We start from the raw sequence: 18811 nt of genomic DNA, 5'->3' as shown, positions 1-18811 counted from the left end.
CCACCACGCATGCCCAGCCCAGAGCACACACGAAAGACGATGATCATCATTGGCGCGGGCCTCGGCGGTCTGTCCACGGGGTGCTACGCGCAGATGAACGGCTACGAGTCCCGGATATTCGAGATGCACGAGATCCCCGGTGGGTGCTGCACCGCCTGGGACCGAGGGAACTACACCCTCGACTGCTGCATCAGCTGGTTGCTCGGCAACGGCCCCGGCAACGAGATGCACCAGATCTGGTTGGAGCTCGGCGCCCTCCAGGGCAAGGAGATGCGCCACTTCGACGTCTTCAACATCGTCCGGGGCCGGGACGGCCGAGCGGTCTACTTCTACTCCGACCCCGACCGGTTGGAGGCCCACCTGCTGGAGCTCTCCCCTGGGGACGCCCGGCTGATCCGGGACTTCTGCCACGGACTGCGCAGGTTCCGCAAGGCCATCAACGTGTACCCGTTCCTGAAACCGGTCGGGTTGATGACGACCTGGCAGAAGTTGCGCATGTTCGCCTCCTTCGCCCCCTACTTCAACACGGTCCGCAAGTCCATCTCCGTGCTGATGTCGGACTACTCGTCGAAGTTCAGGGACCCCCTGCTGCGCGAGGCCTTCAACTTCATCCTCTACGAGCGGCACCCCGCCTTCCCGGTGTTGCCGTTCTACTTCCAGCTCGCCTCCCACGCCAACCAGTCCGCCGGGGTGCCCGAGGGCGGGTCCCTCGGGTTGGCGACCTCCATCGAACAGCGCTACCGCCGGCTGGGTGGCACGGTCACCTACAACGCGAAGGTCGAGGAGATCCTCGTCGAGAACGACACCGCGGTGGGCGTCCGACTCAGCGACGGGCGGGAGGAACGGGCCGACATCGTGGTCTCCGCCGCCGACGGCCACACCACGATGACCAAGTTCCTCAAGGGGCGCTACCTGAACGAGGAGTACCGGCAGCTCTACACCGACACGATCACCAAACCCGGCATGGTCTTCCCCGGGTACTTCACCCTGTTCCTCGGTCTCCGGCGGCCCTTCCCTGAGGGCGACCCGTGCACGACGTACCTGTTGGAGGACGAGGAGGCGAAGGACCTCCTCGGCATCCGCCACGCCAGCATCAACGTGCAGTTCCGGAGCCGGCACTACCCGGAGTTGTCCCCGGAGGAGACCAGCGTCGTCTACGCCACGTACTTCTGCGACATCGAGCCGTGGCGGGAGATCGCGGAGGGGCCGGCGCAGCAGGTGCGCGTCCGCCGAGGGGAGGAGCTGCACACCCTCCCGGTCCGACGGGGGCGCGAGTACCACCAGGCCAAACGCCGGGTTCGGGACGCCATCACCCGCTTCCTGGAGGAGCGGTACCCGGGTCTCACCGAGGCGGTGGCCGTCCGCGACATGTCCACCCCGCTCACCCAGGTCCGGTACACGGGCAACTACGACGGCACGGTCCTCGGGTGGCAGCCGTTCGTGGACAGCGGCGAGACGCTGGAGGAACTGGTGAAGAAGTACGGGCCCGGGCTCCCCGGGCTGCGCAACTTCTACCAGTCCGGGGTGTGGGCGACCACGGGCGGCCTGATCCGCGCTGGAGCGGCGGGACGACACGTCATGCAGTTCGTGTGCCGGGACGACGGCCGGGAGTTCACCGCGAGCGTCGACGAGTCGGCGCCCCCACCGACCCATGTGGTCATTCCCGTTGGACCGGCGGCCGCGCCCGCCGCGGCGCCGAATACCGAGATCACCGTGACAGGGAGTGTGCGTTGAAGGTCGAGAAGTGGGTGGTTCGCGAGCACGTCGAGGGTGTCCCCGACGTCGGACGGGTCTACGAGAAGGTCGTCGAGGAGGTGGACGTCCGCCTCCGGGACCACGAGATGCTGCTGCGGACCCTGTACGTCTCGGTGGATCCCTACCTGCAAGGGATCGCGCTGGACACCCCGGTGGGCAACCACATGGGCGCCGACTCCGTGATGGAGGTCGTGGAGGCCGGGCCCCGCGCACCGCACCGGGTGGGGGACCTGGTGCAGGGGTTCGGGGGCTGGCGCAGCCACCTCGTCAGTGACGGTGCGGCCGAGCTGTGGCAGACCGGGACGTTCCCGATGGTGTTCCCCGACTACCGGCGGCTGGACCCAGCCTGGTATGACGAGACCCTTCCGCTGTCCACCGCCCTGGGCGTGCTCGGCGGGCCGGGCATGACGGCCTGGGGGATCATGAACAGGTTCATGACCGTCTCACCGGGCCAGACCATGGTCGTCAGCGGTGCCTCGGGGTCCGTCGGATCGCTGGTGGGGCAGCTCGCGAAGCGGGCCGGAGCCCGGGTGGTGGGCACGACGAGTTCGCCCGAGAAGTCCGACTACCTGCGGGAGCTCGGGTTCGACGAGGTGGTCCACTACAGCCAGGGCGATGACGCCGAGTCGGTGCGCGCCGCCCTGGCGGCGGCGGCGCCCGACGGGGTCGACCGGTACGTGGACTGCCTCGGCGGCAACGTCACCGACGCGGTCTTCGACCAGCTGAACGTCTACAGCCAGGTCGCGGTGTGCTGGCAGTGGGCGGCGCAGATCGCCAACGAGCACGTGGGACCCCGTCTTCTGCCGTACATCATGTTCCCCCGCACCACCATCCGAGGGATCTTCTCGTTGGAATGGTTCACCGACGAGAACTGGGCCGCGCTGCACGAGGAACTGGGCGGGCTGGTGCGCCGGGGCGAGATCACCTACCACCAGACCGTCCGGCACGGTTTCGACGAGATCCCCGCCGCCTACCGGAGCCTCTACGTCGACCGGGACGTGAACCGGGGCAAGGTCCTCGTCGAGCTCTGAACCGGCGCCGGGGCCCGGCTCGCCTGGTCCGGGCGCCGGCCGGTCGTGCCCGTTCGGGCGGGCCTCGGCCGTCGCGGGGTGACCAGGATCTCGGGGCGGCTGGTCCTGGACTCGTCCCGGGGGCGCGACCGGCCTGAGCCTGGCGGGCCGTGCGTCCCGCCCCCACTCGGCGGGAGCCGCCGAGTGGGGGATCGTCCTCGGTCGAGGTCCCGACCGGCGGTGTGGGCGCGGCGGGACCCGGCGGATCCTCGTGGCGTCGTGCGGCAGGGCGTCCGGTTCCGCGTCGTTCGGGACCGCGCGTTGGCCGGGCGGCCCGGCCAACGCGGCCGCCCTTCCGGCATCCGCGAGTCGGCGACGCCGGAGGCCCGGAGCTTCCTTCTTCCTTGTGCTCGCCGTCGCTTCAGTGTCAACCAAATTCAAGCTTCGAGCGCTCCCGCGAAGCCGATGCCACCACCCCACGCGCTCAGCCACCCTCCGGCGCCCTCCCGCAGCGGTTCCCCGTCCCGGCACCAGCTCCCACCCACCCCTCGTCGAGCGCTGCGGAGAGGAGGAGGAACCGGCAGGATGAACGCCGAACCCTGGACCCCGGGATGCCGGAACGAGGTGCGGTGATGAGGCTTGACCTGACCGGCCGGACCGCGCTGGTCACGGGCTCCACGCAGGGCATCGGGGCCGCGATCGCCGTGGGCCTGGCGCAGGCCGGGGCGCGGGTCGCGGTCAACGGGCGGCGACCCGGGACGGTGGCCGAGGCGGCGGACCGGGTCCGAACCGAGGTACCCGGTGCCGACGTGGTGCCCGCTCCCGCTGACGTGACCACCCCCGAGGGAGCGGCCGCGCTCACCGAACTGCTGCCCGAGGTGGACATCCTCGTCAACAACCTCGGCGTCTTCGGAGCCCAGCCGGCTCTGGAGATCAGTGACGCCGAGTGGCGCGGGTACTTCGACACCAACGTGCTGAGCGGCGTGCGACTCACCCGGTCCTGTCTGCCGGGGATGATGCGGCGGGAGTGGGGGCGGGTGCTCCACGTCGCCAGTGATTCGGCCATCGTGATCCCCGAGGAGATGATCCACTACGGCGTGTCCAAGACCGCCCTGCTCGGGGTGGCGCGGGGTTTCGCCAAGGCGGCCGCCGGCAGCGGAGTCACGGTGAACTCGGTGATCGCCGGTCCCACGCGCACCCGGGGCGTCGAGGAACTCGTGCGGCAACGGGTGGGCCCGGACGTCCCCTGGGAGCAGGCCAGCGCGCCTTCATGCGGGACCACCGGCCCCAGTCCCTGTTGCGCAGGCTCATCGAACCGGCGGAGATCGCGAACATGGTCGTCTACCTGAGTTCGCCGCTGGCGAGCGCGACGACGGGAGCCGCGGTGCGGGTGGACGGCGGCTACGTGGACTCGATCGTCCCCTGAACGGCGGTCGACCGGGGGGCGGGGCGGCTCATCGGGACACCGGTTCCACAGGGGGTGGCGGCCCGGGCCGAACGTTCCCGCGAGGGCGGGCAGGTGTGAGCCGGAGGCTGGTGGGTAGTCCTCGGGCACGGGTGGCGGTCGCTCCGCGTCGCGGAGAGCGCGGGCCGGGGACACCTGGCGGAGTGGTCGCGCCCGCCCTCGGTGTTCCGGACCGACCGGCGGCTCTCCTCCCCGGTGGGTGGTGCTCCTGGCCCAGTCGTCGGGGTATGAGCGCCGGAACGACCAGCCGCGCCCCTATCGCACGGAGTCCGGGAACGACAGGAAAGGGTGTGGCATGAGCGAGACCGTGGGTGACTACCTGGTTCGGCGGCTGCGGGACTGGGGGGTGCGGCAGGTCTTCGCCTATCCGGGGGATGGCATCAACGGCATCGTCGCCGCTTTCGGCCGGGCTGACAACCAGCCCCGCTTCGTGCAGGCACGCCACGAGGAGATGGCCGCCTTCCAGGCCGTGGGGTACGCCAAGTTCAGCGGCCAGGTCGGTGTGTGCCTGGCGACCTCGGGGCCCGGGGCGATCCACCTGCTCAACGGCCTCTACGACGCCAAGCTCGACCACGTCCCGGTGGTGGCCATCGTCGGGCAGACCGACCGCAGCGCGATGGGCGGCAGCTACCAGCAGGAGGTCGACCTCCAGACGTTGTTCAAGGACGTGGCCAGCGAGTACCTGGTGGAGGTCAACGTCGCCGAGCAGTTGCCCAACGCCCTGGACCGGGCCATCAGGGCGGCCGAGGCGTCGCGTTCCCCCACGGCGCTGATCGTCCCCGGTGACCTCCAGGAGGAGGAGTACACCCCGCCCCGGCACGAGTTCAAACAGGTCCCGTCGAGCCCGCCCAGCCACGTCCGGTCGGCCGTGTCGGCGCCGGAGAGCGACATCGCCGCCGCGGCCGAGGTGCTCAACGCGGGGGAGCGGGTGGCGATCCTGGTCGGGCAGGGCGCCAGGAACGCCGCCGCCGAGGTCCGCGAGGTCGCCGACCTCACCGGGGCCGGAGTGGCCAAGGCCCTGTTGGGCAAGGACGTCCTGCCCGACGACCTGCCCTACGTGACGGGCGCGATCGGCCTGTTGGGGACGCGGCCGAGCTACGAGATGATGCGGGACTGCGACACGCTGCTGATCGTCGGTTCCAACTTCCCGTACTCCCAGTTCCTCCCGAAGTACGGGCAGGCCAGGGGCGTGCAGATCGACATCGACGGCCGCTTCATCGGGATGCGGTACCCGACCGAGGTCAACCTGGTCGGCGACGCCGCCACCACCCTGCGCGCGTTGGCGCCCCTGTTGCGGCGACGCGAGGACTCCGGGTGGCGGGGGACCATCGAGAGGAACGTGGCCGACTGGTGGACCACGGTGGACCGGCAGGCCGCCGTTCCGGCCAGGCCCGTCAATCCGATGCGGGTGGTCTCCGAGCTGTCCAGGCGCCTGCCCGACAACGCGATCGTCACCGCCGACTCCGGCTCGGCCGCCAACTGGTACGCCCGCAACCTGCGGATCCGCGGTGACGTCCGGGGTTCGCTGTCCGGGACCCTGGCGACGATGGGGCCGGGGGTCCCCTACGCGATCGGCGCGAAGTTCGCCCATCCCGAGCGGCCGGTCGTGGCGCTCGTCGGGGACGGGGCGATGCAGATGAACGGCCTGGCCGAACTCATCACGATCGCCCGGTACCGGAACCTGTGGTCGGACCAGCGTTGCGTCATCTGCGTCTTCCACAACAACGACCTGAACCAGGTGACCTGGGAGCTGCGCGCGATGGGGGGTGCCCCGAAGTTCGAGGAGTCGCAGACCCTGCCGGACGTCGACTACGCGGCCTTCGCCCGTTCGCTCGGGTTGACGGCGATCACCGTGGACGATCCGGAGGACCTCGGAGCGGCGTGGGACCGGGCCCTGAGCGCGGCCACCCCGACGGTGCTCGACGTCCACTGCGACCCGGAGGTGCCGCCGATCCCGCCGCACGCCACCGCCGAGCAGGTGCGGTCGGTGACGGAGGCCGTGCTGAAGGGAGACCCGGAGGCCTTCCACATGATCGCGCAGGGGCTGCGGACCAAGGCGCAGGAGTTGCTTCCCGGGCAGCGGGGCTGAGGCGGATCGCCAGCCGGTCCTGGTGGGGCGGGACCGCCCCAGGCCCGTGGTCGGCGGGCCGTGGGATGGGCCGCCGATCGAAGCGGGGAGGGCGCCGGCCGGGTGCCGGAGCGGCTCGGACAGTATCCCACACCGGGTCCCGCCGCTCGGCGGTGTTGGGCGCTGGAGCGCGGCACGGCACCCGTTATGGTCCCGCGCATGGCAGCGGAGAACGGCACCTTCGTCCACTCCGGTCCGGTCCGCCTGTGGGCCAGGCGGGTCGGTGACGTGGAGCATCCCCCCGTGCTGCTGGTGATGGGGACCTCGGCCTCGTCGGTGCTGTGGCCGCCGGAGCTGGTGGACCGGCTCCTCGCCGCCGGTTGCCAGGTAGTCCTCTTCGACCACCGGGACACCGGGCTGTCCGACACGGTGGACTTCGAGCGCGATCCCTACACCGTCGCCGACATGGCGGGTGACTGCCTCGCCGTCCTGGACGCCTTCGGCATCGCGTCGGCCCATGTGGTGGGGATGTCGCTCGGGGGGACCATCTGCCAGTGGCTGGCCGTGCACCGCCCTGACCGGGTCCGCGGCCTGACGGCGGTCATGACGTCCCCGCTGGGGGAGGACCCGGAACCGGCCTGGCGGCGGGCGTTGGCGGGCCAGGATCCCGATCCGGGGGCGCTTCCCCCGCCCGCGCCCCGGTTCCTGCGCCATCTCGCCGCTCGCGCCGAGACCGGGGGCGAGACGCGTGCGGATCGCGTCGAGTCCGCCACCGAGACGTGGCGGGTCCTCCACGGGGAGGTGCTCCCCTTCGACGAGGCCGAGGCACGTCGGGTGTCGGCCCTCGGGTATGACCGGGACCGCGACCCGAACTCCGGGGACAACCACGCGCTGGCGGGGCGGATGACCGAGGACCGGCGGGTGGACCTGTCCCGGATCGCCGCGCCGACCCTGGTCGTGCACGGCACCGAGGACCCCGTTCACGCGGTGGAGCACGGCCTGCGGCTGGCGGCGTTGATCCCCGGCGCGCGGCTGCGCGTCGTACCGGGGATGGGGCACGGGCTGTTCTCCCCGGGACTGCCGACGACCGTGGCTGATCTGGTGGCCGGACACGTCGCTGACGTCGAGCGCCTCGGCTGAGCCGGAGCCGCCGTGGTGGGAGCGGCGGGGCTCAACCCGTCGGGGTCGGCGGGGGCGGCGCGGACCGTTCCTGGGCGGGTGGCCAGCCTGCGAGCACCTCCCGGGCCACCTCGGGGACGGACCGACCCGTGGTGTCGACCACCACCGTGTCGGGTCGGCCGGTGCGTCGTCGGATGGTCTCCACCTGGCGTGCGGTGCGGACCAGTTGCTCCTCGGCGCCGGACCCCACCTCGCGGCGGAGGACGCGGTCGGCCAGGGTCGACTCGTCCGCGGTGAGGCGAGCGACGGTGAAGGCGGCTCCGGGAACGGCGTGGGCGATCCAGGGCAGTTCCGAGGCGATGTCGGCGAAGACCCCGGTGAGGACGAGGCGGCTGTGACCGGCGGCGGCGAAGTTCCCCCAGATCGCCGCGAGGTTGCTGCCGGCCAGGCCGGCGCCGGGTGAGTCCGGTGGGGGCTGGGGGTGGACGCGGTCCAGTTCGTCGGTGTCGATCAGGGCGTGCGGCACGTCGCGGGCGGCGAGCAGGCGACCGATCTCGTAGGCGGTCGTCGTCTTGCCCACCCCGGCCGGTCCGCGGAGCACGAGGACGTGAACGGGTTCCACGTCCGGGATTCTGCCGGTGGCGGGAGGGTTGGGGCCATCGGATATCGCCGTGGTCCGCGCGGCCGGGATGGGAGCCCACCGTGTTCCCCGGGGAGAGGGTGCGGGCGGTGGTTGGGTGGCGGAGCGCCCGTCAGCGGTGAGGTGGGGCTGGAGATCGCGGTTCCCCGGAACCGGTCCGAAGGGCGGCAGCCGTGAGCCGCTCGTGGGCTGGGACGCGGGTGGCGGAACGGGTGACGCGGGGCGCCGGGGGAACGGGACCGCGCGGCCGGAGGGAACATGATCGACACCACTCCGGGGTGGGGAACATTCGGGTGGATTCGGCCGTTCTGTGGCCATGCGTCCTGCCAGTCCTGAATTGACCGAATTTCACGCGGTTCTCACGCGGAATGATCTCGTTGTGGTCGCGGGACTGCCAGGAGCCGGAAAGAGCACATTGTTGCGGAACGCCGAGAACACCGTCGGCGCGGTCATTCTCGACTCGGACCAGATGCGGAGCTGGCTGGGGACGACCCTGCCCTCGTGGGTCGGCTACCGTTGGTACCGGCCGCTGGTGCATCTCTGCCACCACGCCCGCATCGCGGTGTTCTGCGCGCTCAGCGCGCACCCGGTGGTCGCGCACGAGCCGGCCACCCGGATCAGCACCCGGGTGGTGCTGCTCCTCGTGGGTGCGCTGACGGGACGGACCTGTCATTTCGTGTGGGTGACCGCACGGGTGGGGGAGGCATTGGAGGGGCAGCGGGCGCGAGGTCGGGTCCTGGGGCGGCCGTCCTTCGCGCACCACGTGCGCCGGGCCCGGCGGGTGGAGCGGGCGTTGTTGGGGGGTCGCATCCGGGGATGGCGGTCGGTCACCGTGCTCCGGAGGCCGGACACCGGTGCCCGGCTCGTCCTGCGGAGGCGGTGACCGCACCGCTGGTCGCACCCTCGACCCTGGGTCTTCCTCGTCCCGTTCGGTTCGGGGAGAAGCCGGGTCAGCGCGGCCAACGGGCCGTGGGCGGGCGTTCGCGTCGTCTCGCGGCGACCCGTGCGCTGGGGGGCCCAGCACCCGGCCCAGCACCCACTCGTCGTTCGAGGTGAGCACGGCCCCCGTGCGGCACCGGAGGTCCGGGGGCCGTGGCGGGCGGAGCCCACCCCTCGGCCAGCGCGGAGGGGGCGGTCCAGCCGGCCGTGGAGTCCCCTGGTGCTCCGCGCGGGCGCGCCGTGGCGTCCCCAGGGGCGGGTCGGTGAGGTGAGGACGATCGCCTCAGGCCGACGCCGACGCCGACGCCGACGCCGACGGGGTCGAGGGCGTCGAGGGCCAGCGGGCGGTCGAGCAGGGCCGCCACGTCCGCCCCTGGAGGCGCCGCTCGGGAAGGACCCCGGTGCGGGGAGTCGAGTGCGGCGACCAGCTTCCTGAGGCCCTCGTCCAACACCACGTCCAGCGGGTCCGTCGGGAATCGAAGTAGTGGTGGAAGGAGCTCCCGCTCACACCGAGGGAACGGGTGATTCGATTCAGGTAGTGATATTCGTGGCCCGATTCCGAGAATTCCCGTGCGGCGGTGGTCAGCAGTCGTCGTCGCCGGTCCGGCGGTATGGAGATCCGCGTTTTCCTGGCGCACCGCCGCGGGTTGGCGATTCGGGTGGGAACTCGGGTGCCCTCGGCCGTTCTCCCACCGCGAGGGCGATGCGGGCGATGCCGGTGGCGCCGTCCGGGCGAGGGTGGTGGGCGGGGGATCCGCCGGGCCGCGTCGCCTGCCCGCCCAGACGCGACCCCCCGGCTGGTGACCACCTCGTGGCCCGCGCCGGGTCTCGGACGGCACCGGCTCCTTCGACGGCCCCCGTACCTCGGCAGCGGGGGTGGTCGACGGGGCCGACGTCCCAGCCGGCCGACGTCCCAGCCGGCCGGCGTTCGGCCGTGCCCCGGGGGAAGCCGGCTGTCCCCGCTTCCCGCTCAGGTCGGGCCGAGTTCGGCGGAACGGGCGAACGACGGCTGCGCGCCGGGCCTGGTCACCGAGAGGGCCGCGGCGCGCACGGCGGTCCGCGCGGCGTCGATCAGCGACGCGCCACCGGCCAGCCGTGCCACCAGCGCCCCCGCGAAGGCGTCGCCCGCTCCGGTCGAGTCCACGGCCCGCACCGGGGGAGCGGGCACCATGATCGGCTCCGCGTCCCGCTCCGCGACCACGGCCCCCGCCGGGCCGAGCGTCACCACCGCGGAACGCGGCCCGAGGGCCAGCAGGTCACGGGCGGTTCGCCGCGCCCGCACCGAGGGCGGTCCGGTCGCCTCGGCGCCGGGGGGACCGGGCAGTGCGGCGGCGAGCAGGTGGGACGCCTCGTGTTCGTTGACGATCAACGGGTCGAGGGCACCCAGGACCTCACCACCGAGGTCGGCGACAGGGGAGAGGTTGACCACGACCCGCACCCCGGCCTCGGTGGCCACCCGCACGGCCCGCCGCACGGCGGGGAGCGGCACCTCCAGGGAACAGGTGAGCACCGTCGCCGTGGCGATCCGGTGCGAGGCCGCGTCCACGTCGGCCTCGGAGACCGAGGAGTTCGCCCCCGGTGCCACGACGATCGAGTTCTCCCCGTCCGCCGTGACGGTGATGTAGGCGACGCCGGTGGGCCGCTCGTCGTCGCGCACCAGGTCGGTACCGACGCCGGCGTCCCGCAGTGACGCGCGCAGCAGGTCACCGTGCTGGTCCGTGCCCACGGCGGCGAGGAGGGACACCCGGCCGCCCAACCTGGCCGCGGCCACCGCCAGGTTGGCCCCCTTCCCCCCGGGGGCCACCGTGGTGTCCGAGCCGAGCACGGTCTCGCCCGGGCCGGGACGGCGGTCCACGGTGACCACCAGGTCCGCGTTGGCCGAACCGACGACCAGGACACCACCACGCTCGTCCACCAGCGCCCCCTCGCGCTCTCGATCGATCGGTCGGCCGTCGTCACCGGGCACCCCGCGACCCGTCGCCCGCCGGGCCGGCACGGTGCCCGGCCCGGGGCGGGAACCCTGTCCCGCCCCGGGCCGGCGGGGTCACAGCCCGCTGGCCAACCGGTCGGCCAGCAGGCGGGTGAAGCGCGGCGGGTCGCTCAGCTCGCCGCCCTCCGCGAGCAGCGCCATGCCGTAGAGCAACTCGGCCGTCTCGGCGATCCCCTCGTCGTCAGCCCGCTCCTCGTGCGCCTTGCGCAGCCCGCTGACCAGCGGGTGCGCCGGGTTGAGCTCCAGGATCCGCTTGGTGTGCGGAACGTCCTGGCCCATCGCCCGGTAGAGCTTCTCCAGCTCGGGCGTGACGTCGTGCTCGTCCCCGACGAGGCAGGCGGGGGAGGTGGTCAACCTCGAGGACAGCCGCACCTCCTTGAGGTTGTCCTCCATCAACGTGCCCATCCAGGACAGCAGGGCGGCGAACTCCTCCGCGCGCTGGTCGCGCTCGCTGTCGCCGCTCTCCTCGTCGTCCTCGGCCTTCAGGTCGGCCTGGCCCTTGGCGACGGACCGGAACTTCCTGCCGTCGAACTCGCCGACGGCATCCACCCACATCTCGTCGACGGCGTCGGTCAGCATCAGCACCTCCAGGCCCTTGGCCTGGAAGCCCTCCAGATGGGGGGAGTTCTCGATGACCGACCGGGTCCGACCGGTCAGGTAGTAGATCTCCTCCTGACCGTCCTTCATCCGCTCGACGTACTCGCGCAGCGAGGTGGTGGCCTCGGCGTCGTTCGTCGAATGGAAGGAGACGACGTCGAGGATCGCGTCCCGGTTCGCCGCGTCGTTGAGCAGCCCCTCCTTGACGACCGACCCGAACTCCTTCCAGAAGGTGCGGTACTTCTCGGGTTCCTCCGCCATCATGGTCTTCAGCGCGCCGAGGACGCGCTTGACCAGGCGGCGGCGCATCAACTGGATCTGGCGGTCCTGCTGGAGGATTTCCCTGGAGACGTTGAGCGAGAGGTCCTGGGCGTCGACGACGCCCTTGACGAAGCGCAGGTACTCGGGGAGCAGCGCCTCGCAGTCGCCCATGATGAAGACGCGCTTGACGTAGAGCTGGAGGCCGCGTCGTCCCTCCCGCATGAACAGGTCCATGGGGGCGCGGGAGGGCAGGAACAGCAGGGCCTGGTACTCGAAGGTCCCCTCGGCCTTGACGCTGATGGTGTCGAGGGGGTCGCTCCAGTCGTGGGTGAGGTGCTTGTAGAACTCGGAGTACTCGGCCTCGCTGACCTCGTCGCTCGACCGGGCCCACAGCGCCTTGCGCGAGTTGATGGTGGTGGGCTCGGGCTCGGCGCCCTCCTCCGCGCCGGGCGGCACGACGTCCATGCGGATGGGCCAGGTGATGAAGTCGGAGTAGCGGCGGACGATCTCCTTGACCTTCCAGTCCGCGGCGTAGTCGTGGAGCGCGTTCTCCTCGTCCACGGGCTTGAGGTGCAGCGTCATGGTCGTGCCCTGCGGCGCCTCGTCGACCGACTCCAGGGTGTAGGTGCCCTCGCCGGTGGACTCCCAGCGGGTGCCGACGGTCTCGCCGGCGCGACGACTCACGACGGTGACCCGGTCGGCGACCATGAAGCAGGAGTAGAAGCCGACTCCGAACTGGCCGATCAGTTCCTCGGAGGCGTTGGCGTCCCGCGTCTCCCGCAGTTTCCTCAGGAACTCGGCGGTGCCGGACTTCGCGATGGTGCCGAGGTTCTCCACGAGTTCGTCACGCGACATCCCGATCCCGTTGTCGCGCACGGTGAGGGTGCGTTGTTCCCCGTCGGTGGAGAGGTGGATGTGCAGGTCCTCGGTGTCGACGTCCAGGTCCTTGTCGGCGTAGGACGCGAGACGCAGCTTGTCGAGCGCGTCGGACGAGTTCGAGATCAGCTCGCGCAGGAAGATGTCCTTGCTTGAGTAGATGGAGTGCACCATCAGTTGCAGGAGCTGGCGAGTCTCGGCCTGGAACTCGAGGGTTTCCGTTTGCGTGTTCACTGGTTTCCTTTCAGGAAGGCCGCACCGCGGCCGAGGGTACGACCACCGTCGCCCCGGCACCAGGGTGCCCGGCCGGGGAGGTGTGACCGGGGCTGCCGTCGGGTGCGCGCCGGGAGCCGACGTCCTCTCGGACGGCCCGGTCGGGCGGTCTCGTCATCGTCAACCCGGGTGGCGGGACGGTCCCGGGGCGTCGTTCACGGCGGAGGTCCAGGCCGCCGCCACCGCCTGACCGGCGCCGAACCCCTCCGCGCTCGCCAGGACGCGGCCGTCCCGGACGAGGGCCGCCCGTTCCGTGGTGTCGCTGACCCCGTCGTCGCCCAGCTCGGCAGCGAGGGCGGTCGCGCCGGCGCAGATCACCCGGAGCCGGGGCCACGCGGCGCGGGGGAAGGACGAGCGGAGCAGGGTGCCCAGGCGGGTCACGGTGAGCCGGGCGAGCGGTCCCAACTCCGCCGGCTCCCCGGTGACGACGCCGACCGTGACCGGCGTGCCGGCCGGTGCCGTGCGGACGGCGGCCTCCACCGTGGCCAGCCGGTGCAGGCCCAGCACCAGCACCACACCGTCCTCAACCCGGGCCGGTTCCCCCCGGACCGCGTCCATGCCCACCGGGTACGCCCACGGGCGGTCGGTCGTGGTGGCCGGCGGGGGGTCCGAGGTCACGGTGATGCCCCGGTCGAGCCCCAGGTCGGGGAGGCGTTCGCAGGCGCGCACGATCGCGAAGGGTTCGACGTACCCCGGTGCTGTCGAGGCCAGCTGGCCCGCCCCGTGCAGGAGGGTGAGGGCGGTTTCCGCGAGGCCAACCAGATCGCGGGCCGGTGAGCCGGGAGGGTGGAGGTTCTCCAACGCCAAGCCGAGCAGGAGCGCGTCGAGCTTGGTCAACTGGGCGAAGGGGATCCGGGCGTGTTCGTCGGCCAGGATCTCCGGGAGCAGGTCCATGCTCAGCCGGGCACCGTCGTACCGCTGGTCGGTGGCCAGCGGCAACCCGCCGACCCAGGCCCTGGCGAAGGCGCTGAGCGCCTGCCCGGCGGAGGTCGCGGTGTCGGGGCCGTGGCCGGGGTGCGTGGAGGGGGCCTCCCCCGGGGGGACCACCGCCCGTCCCGCCCGCTCCGCCTCGTGGGCCAGCACGGCGAAGTACAGGGCTCGTTTGCCGGGGAAGTTCGAGTAGATGGCGCCGCGGGTCAGGCGGGCGCGGGCGGCGATGCTGTCGATCTTGGCGTCGCGGAACCCCCGGTCGGTGAACTCCGTCCGAGCCGCGTCCAGCACGCGGGCGCGGTTGCGTTGCCGCGTCTCCGCCCTGGTGAGCCGGCCCATCATCCACCTCGCTTCCGTCGCCGCTCAAGATACCGCCACCGTGTATATGATCGGATCATCTGACTGTGGCCGCCGCCCCGTGGAGTTCGCCATGACCAGCGTGGGTCGCGCCACGCCACCCCGTCCACCCGTCCCCGGCCCCGGGGTGTGGAGACCCGTGTTCCGCCAGCCCTCCGCCCTCCGGCGGTGCGGCTCGAACCCCTGGGAACCCGTCGGGCGCCTCGGCCGGCGTCCCCCGTGTTCCCTTCCGCCAGCACCCGGTGAGGAGACGTTTTCGAGTGACACGTATCGGTGACGGCGGCGGTCCGCTGCGGTGTTCGTTCTGCGGGAAGAGAGGGGAGCAGGTCAGACGGTTGATCGCGGGCGCGGTCGGCGTGCGGATCTGCGACGAGTGCGTGGGCCTGTGTCGGGAACTCCTGGCCGAGGAGATCAGCAGGTCCCCCGAGGAAACGCCCTCGGCGCCGCTGACCGAGTTACCCCGCCCCCGTGACATCCACGCCTTCCTCGACGAGTACGTGGTGGGGCAGGACGCAGCGAAAAGGGCACTGGCGGTGGCCGTCTACAACCACTACAAGCGGGTGCTGCGCCCGGAGGGGGAACCGGGCCGGCACTCCACCTCCCGGGAGGCCGTCGAACTCGGGAAGTCCAACGTCCTGCTGATCGGCCCAACCGGTTCCGGGAAGACCCACCTCGTCCAAACCCTCGCCCGGGTCCTGGACGTGCCCTGCGCCATCACCGACGCCACCGCCCTCACCGAGGCCGGCTACGTGGGTGAGGACGTGGAGAACATCATCCTGCGGTTGCTCCAGGCCGCCGACCACGACGTCAGCCGGGCGGAGAAGGGCATCATCTACGTCGACGAGATCGACAAGGTAGCCCGCCGGGGGGACAGCCAGAACGCGGCGAGGGACGTGTCCGGTGAAGGGGTGCAGCAGGCACTGCTCAAGCTCCTGGAGGGCACCGTCGCGAACGTGTCCCCGCAGGGGGGCCGCAAGCACCCGCAACAGGAGTACGTGCAGGTGGACACCACCAACGTGCTCTTCGTCCTCGGTGGAGCCTTCGCCGGTCTGGAGCACATCGTCGAGCAGCGGTCGGGACACCGGGGGATCGGGTTCGGCGCGGTCCTGCGCGGCGCCCAGGACCGGGAGCGCGACCGGGAGGCGGCGTTGCTCGACGTGCTGCCCGAGGACCTGGTGCGGTTCGGGCTCATCCCCGAGTTCGTCGGCCGGGTACCCGTCGTGACCACGCTGCGGCCCCTGGACCGGGCGGCGCTGGTGCGGATACTCACCGAGCCCCGCAACGCCCTGATCCCCCAGTACCAGAAGCTGTTCCGGATGGACGGTGCGGAACTGGAGTTCACCGGGGCCGCCGTCGAGGCGGTGGCCGACCAGGCCCTGCTCCGGGGGACGGGGGCCCGCGCCACCCGCGCCGTGCTGGAGGAGGTCCTGCTCACCAGCATGTACGCGGTGCCCAGCCGGGGGGACGTGGCCAAGGTCGTGGTCAACGAGGACGCCGTGCGGCACGGGGTCGATCCGGTGATCGTGCCCAGGCAGCGACCCCAGCGGCGTCGACAGCGCCGCGACCGGTCGGCCTGAGCACGGGGGCGGCCGCGCCGGTGCCGTGTGGCGGCGCGGTCAGTGGGACTCCCTGTGCACGGTCGAACCGCTCGAACCGGTGAGGAAGTCCAGGTCGGCGCCCCGGTCGGCCTGTTGCACGTGGTCGACGTACAGCCGTTCCCACCCCCGGGTGGGGCGGGCGTAGGCGTCGGTGGTGGCCGGGGGCGGTTGGCGTCGGCGCAGCTCCTCGGCGGGCACGTCCAGCCGCAGCTCGCGGCGGGGGAGGTCGAGGACCACCGGGTCCCCGGTCCGGACGAGGGACAGCGGCCCGCCCGCCGCCGCCTCCGGGGCGACGTGCAACACCACGGTGCCGTAGGCGGTGCCGCTCATCCGGCCGTCGCAGATCCGCACCATGTCCCGCACACCGCGTTCCAACAGCTTCCTCGGCAGCGGCATGTTGGCCACCTCCGGCATCCCGGGGTAGCCGCGCGGCCCGCACCCCCGGAGCACCAGCACCGAGTCGGCGTCCACCTCCAGATCGGGGTCGTCGATCCGGGCACGCAGGTCCTCGACGGACTCGAACACCACGGCGGGACCCCGATGGCGCAGCAGCTCGGGGGAGGCCGCCGCCGGTTTGATGATCGCCCCGTCCGGCGCGAGGTTCCCGCGCAGCACGGCGATCCCGGCGGACGGTCGCAGCGGGGCGGAGCGGTCCCGGACGACCTCCGGGTCCCACCGGGGGGCCTCGGCCACCAGGTCGACCAGCGGCGGGCCGGTGACCGTCAGGGCTGTCGGGTCCAGCAGGTCGCTGACCTCCCGCAACACGGCCAGCAGACCACCGGCCCGGTGCAGGTCCTCCATGAGGAACCGGCCGGCGGGTTGGAGGTCCACCAGCAGCGGGACGCCGGAACCGATGCGGTCGAAGTCGTCCAGGGTCAGCTCCACGCCCACCCTGCCGGCGATGGCCAGCAGGTGCACGACGGCGTTGGTGGAGCCGCCCACGGCCGCCAGGGCGACGATCGCGTTGTGGAACGAGGCCCGGGTGAGCAGGGTGCTGGGACGCCGGTCGAGGGCGACGAGGTCCACGGCCAGGCGCCCGCTCCGGTTGGCCTCGGCCAGTAACCTGCTGTCGGGGGCCGGTGTGCCGGCGAGACCGGGCACGACCATTCCGAGGGCCTCGGCGACCAGCGCCATCGTCGACGCGGTTCCCATCGTGTTGCAGTGCCCCCGACTGCGGATCATCGCCGACTCCGACGCGGTGAACTCCGCCGAGGAGAGGGTGCCCGCCCGCACCTCCTCGCTCAGCCGCCAGACGTCCGTGCCGCAGCCGAGGGGGCGGCCGCGGAAGGTGCCGGTCAGCATGGGGCCGCCCGGCACCACGACGGCGGGCAGGTCCACCGAGGCCGCTGCCATCAGCAGGGCCGGGATCGTCTTGTCGCAACCACCGAGCAGGACCACGCCGTCGACCGGGTTGGCGCGCAGCATCTCCTCCGCCGCCATCGCGGCCAGGTTCCGCCACAGCATCGCGGTGGGCCGCACCTGGGTCTCACCGATCGACATCACGGGCAGGTCCAGGGCTATCCCCCCGGCCTGGTGCACGCCGTCCCGCACCGCCCCGGCGACCTCGTCCAGGTGGGAGTTGCACGGAGTCAGGTCCGAGGCCGTGTTGGCGATGGCGAGGTGGGGCCGGCCGGAGAACGCGTCGGCGGGCAGGCCCCGCCGCATCCAGGCCCGGTGGATGTAGGCGTTGCGGTCCACGCCCGCGTACCACTGGTCACTACGCAGCTCACGAGTCACGGTTGGGGTCCCGTCGTCGGCTGTGCGGTCCTGCGTGCTGCCGGGGCGCCGACGCTAGCAGAGCAGGCCACGGTCCGGGAACCCGTCGCCACGCACCGTGCACCCCGGGGGCTGGCCCGGGACCGGGGCCGCCTCGTACCGTGGGTGCCGGTGCTCCCGGGGAACGGAGGCGCATGAGAGCGTTCGTGGTCGTCAGACCGGGCGCGGCCGTGGTCCGCGAGGTCGACCCGCCGGTGGCCGTGCCCGGGGAGGTGCTGGTGGACGTCTCCCGGGTCGGGGTGTGCGGGACCGACGTCGAGTTCTTCACCGGGGAGATGCAGTACCTGCGGGACGGGCACGCCCACTACCCCCTCCGGCTCGGCCACGAGTGGACGGGCACGGTGGCCGCCGTCGGCACCGGTGTCGACGAGGCATGGGTGGGACGGCGGGTGGTCGGCGACACCATGCTGGGTTGCCGCGCCTGCGACCGGTGTCGGCGCGGCCGCCGGCACGTCTGCGACCGGCGCGTCGAGGTGGGCATCCGAGGAGGCCGGGACGGCGCGCTCGCCGAACGGCTCGCGGTTCCCGCCGACTCGCTGCACGCGGTCCCGGACGCGGTGGACGACACCGCCGCCGCGCTGGTGGAACCCGGTGGGAACGCCCTGCGCGCGGTGCTGGCGGCACGTCTGGCCCCCGGGGACCGACTGCTGGTGCTGGGACCGGGGACCATCGGGCTGCTGGTCGCGATGTTCGCCCGGGCCGAGGGAGCCGAGGTCCACGTGCTGGGACTCCCGGGCGCGGCGTTGGACTTCGCCGCCGAACTCGGTGTCGCCGAGCCCCACACCCGTGACGCGCTCCCGCCGCTGACCTTCCACGCCGTGGTCGACGCGTCGAACGACCCCGCCCTGCCGGCGCTGGCCGTGGACCTCGTCGAACCAGGGGGCCGCGTCGTCTACGTGGGCCTGGCCGGCGCGCCGAGCCTGGTCGACACCCGCGCGCTCACGCTGCGGGACGTCACGGCGGTCGGGGTGCTCAGCGCCTCCCCGGCGTTGGCCGCGACGATCGACCGCTACGCCAGCGGGAGCGTGGACCCCCGACCGTTGGTGGCGGCGACCGTCCCGCTCGGCGGGGTGGCGGGCGTGCTGGGCGGCCGACGACCACCAGGGGCGCTCGGGGGCCCCAAGATCCAGGTCGACCCCCGCCTCCCCGGCTGACCG

General features: G+C 72.4%; 12 protein-coding genes and 1 pseudogene. 8 read left to right on the top strand and 5 right to left on the bottom strand.

Annotation, left to right across the window (positions count from 1 at the left end):
- Positions 1–9 precede the first annotated feature (9 nt).
- The 5 genes and pseudogenes from ACOJVX_RS14995 (at position 10) to ACOJVX_RS14975 (ending at position 7438) form a co-directional block, all read left to right on the top strand.
- Positions 10–1734 (top strand): phytoene desaturase family protein, encoded by a 1725-nt coding sequence (locus ACOJVX_RS14995; RefSeq protein WP_422646862.1) that lies wholly within the window; start codon positions 10–12, stop codon positions 1732–1734.
- Positions 1731–2786, top strand: coding sequence for an MDR family NADP-dependent oxidoreductase (locus tag ACOJVX_RS14990; RefSeq protein WP_418155808.1), 1056 nt, complete (start codon positions 1731–1733; stop codon positions 2784–2786). The genes ACOJVX_RS14995 and ACOJVX_RS14990 overlap by 4 nt, the downstream gene beginning before the upstream one ends.
- A 611-nt stretch (positions 2787–3397) precedes the next feature.
- Positions 3398–4191, top strand: a pseudogene (locus ACOJVX_RS14985) (SDR family NAD(P)-dependent oxidoreductase).
- A gap of 334 nt (positions 4192–4525) precedes the next feature.
- Complete coding sequence (locus tag ACOJVX_RS14980; RefSeq protein ID WP_422646861.1) at positions 4526–6319, top strand: thiamine pyrophosphate-requiring protein; 1794 nt, start codon at positions 4526–4528, stop codon at positions 6317–6319.
- A 198-nt stretch (positions 6320–6517) separates the two neighbouring features.
- Positions 6518–7438: an alpha/beta fold hydrolase gene (locus tag ACOJVX_RS14975; protein WP_026420698.1), complete on the top strand. Its 921-nt coding sequence runs from the start codon at positions 6518–6520 to the stop codon at positions 7436–7438.
- 31 nt (positions 7439–7469) lie between these two features.
- On the opposite strand, the gene ACOJVX_RS14970 is transcribed toward ACOJVX_RS14975, so the two are convergent.
- Positions 7470–8039, bottom strand: a complete 570-nt coding sequence (locus tag ACOJVX_RS14970) for a hypothetical protein (protein ID WP_051314410.1) — start codon at positions 8037–8039, stop codon at positions 7470–7472.
- 334 nt (positions 8040–8373) lie between these two features.
- Here ACOJVX_RS14970 and ACOJVX_RS14965 point away from each other — a divergent pair, with 334 nt between their 5' ends.
- Positions 8374–8940: an AAA family ATPase gene (locus ACOJVX_RS14965; protein WP_051314426.1), complete on the top strand. Its 567-nt coding sequence runs from the start codon at positions 8374–8376 to the stop codon at positions 8938–8940.
- Between the two features lie 1026 nt (positions 8941–9966).
- Here ACOJVX_RS14965 and ACOJVX_RS14960 read toward each other — a convergent pair.
- From ACOJVX_RS14960 to ACOJVX_RS14950, 3 genes are all read right to left on the bottom strand, one after another.
- Positions 9967–10911, bottom strand: a complete 945-nt coding sequence (locus ACOJVX_RS14960; protein ID WP_030106643.1) for a ribokinase — start codon at positions 10909–10911, stop codon at positions 9967–9969.
- A 129-nt stretch (positions 10912–11040) separates the two neighbouring features.
- Positions 11041–12954, bottom strand: coding sequence for a molecular chaperone HtpG (gene htpG / locus ACOJVX_RS14955; RefSeq protein ID WP_026420695.1), 1914 nt, complete (start codon positions 12952–12954; stop codon positions 11041–11043).
- Between the two features lie 159 nt (positions 12955–13113).
- Entirely contained in the window at positions 13114–14262 is a 1149-nt protein-coding gene (locus ACOJVX_RS14950) for a TetR/AcrR family transcriptional regulator (RefSeq protein WP_422646860.1), read from the bottom strand.
- Positions 14263–14540: 278 nt separating this feature from the next.
- On the opposite strand from ACOJVX_RS14950, the gene clpX reads away from it, so the two are divergent.
- Positions 14541–15857 carry an ATP-dependent Clp protease ATP-binding subunit ClpX gene (gene clpX, locus ACOJVX_RS14945; RefSeq protein ID WP_026420694.1) on the top strand — a complete coding sequence of 439 codons (1317 nt, stop codon included), beginning with the start codon at positions 14541–14543 and terminating at the stop codon, positions 15855–15857.
- 39 nt (positions 15858–15896) lie between these two features.
- On the opposite strand, the gene ACOJVX_RS14940 is transcribed toward clpX, so the two are convergent.
- The gene (locus tag ACOJVX_RS14940; RefSeq protein WP_418153769.1) at positions 15897–17615 is read right to left on the bottom strand and encodes an IlvD/Edd family dehydratase; all 1719 of its coding nucleotides are present in this window, start codon (positions 17613–17615) and stop codon (positions 15897–15899) included.
- A 173-nt stretch (positions 17616–17788) separates the two neighbouring features.
- Here ACOJVX_RS14940 and ACOJVX_RS14935 point away from each other — a divergent pair, with 173 nt between their 5' ends.
- Positions 17789–18808 (top strand): zinc-dependent alcohol dehydrogenase, encoded by a 1020-nt coding sequence (locus tag ACOJVX_RS14935; RefSeq protein WP_026420692.1) that lies wholly within the window; start codon positions 17789–17791, stop codon positions 18806–18808.
- Positions 18809–18811: the final 3 nt, after the last annotated feature.

The sequence above is a fragment of the Actinoalloteichus caeruleus genome (assembly GCF_049311605.1).
GTDB classification, from domain to species: Bacteria; Actinomycetota; Actinomycetes; order Mycobacteriales; family Pseudonocardiaceae; genus Actinoalloteichus_B; species Actinoalloteichus_B caeruleus.
The sequence above is the reverse complement of the archived record's forward strand: the minus strand, read 5'-3'. Positions and strand labels throughout refer to the sequence as shown.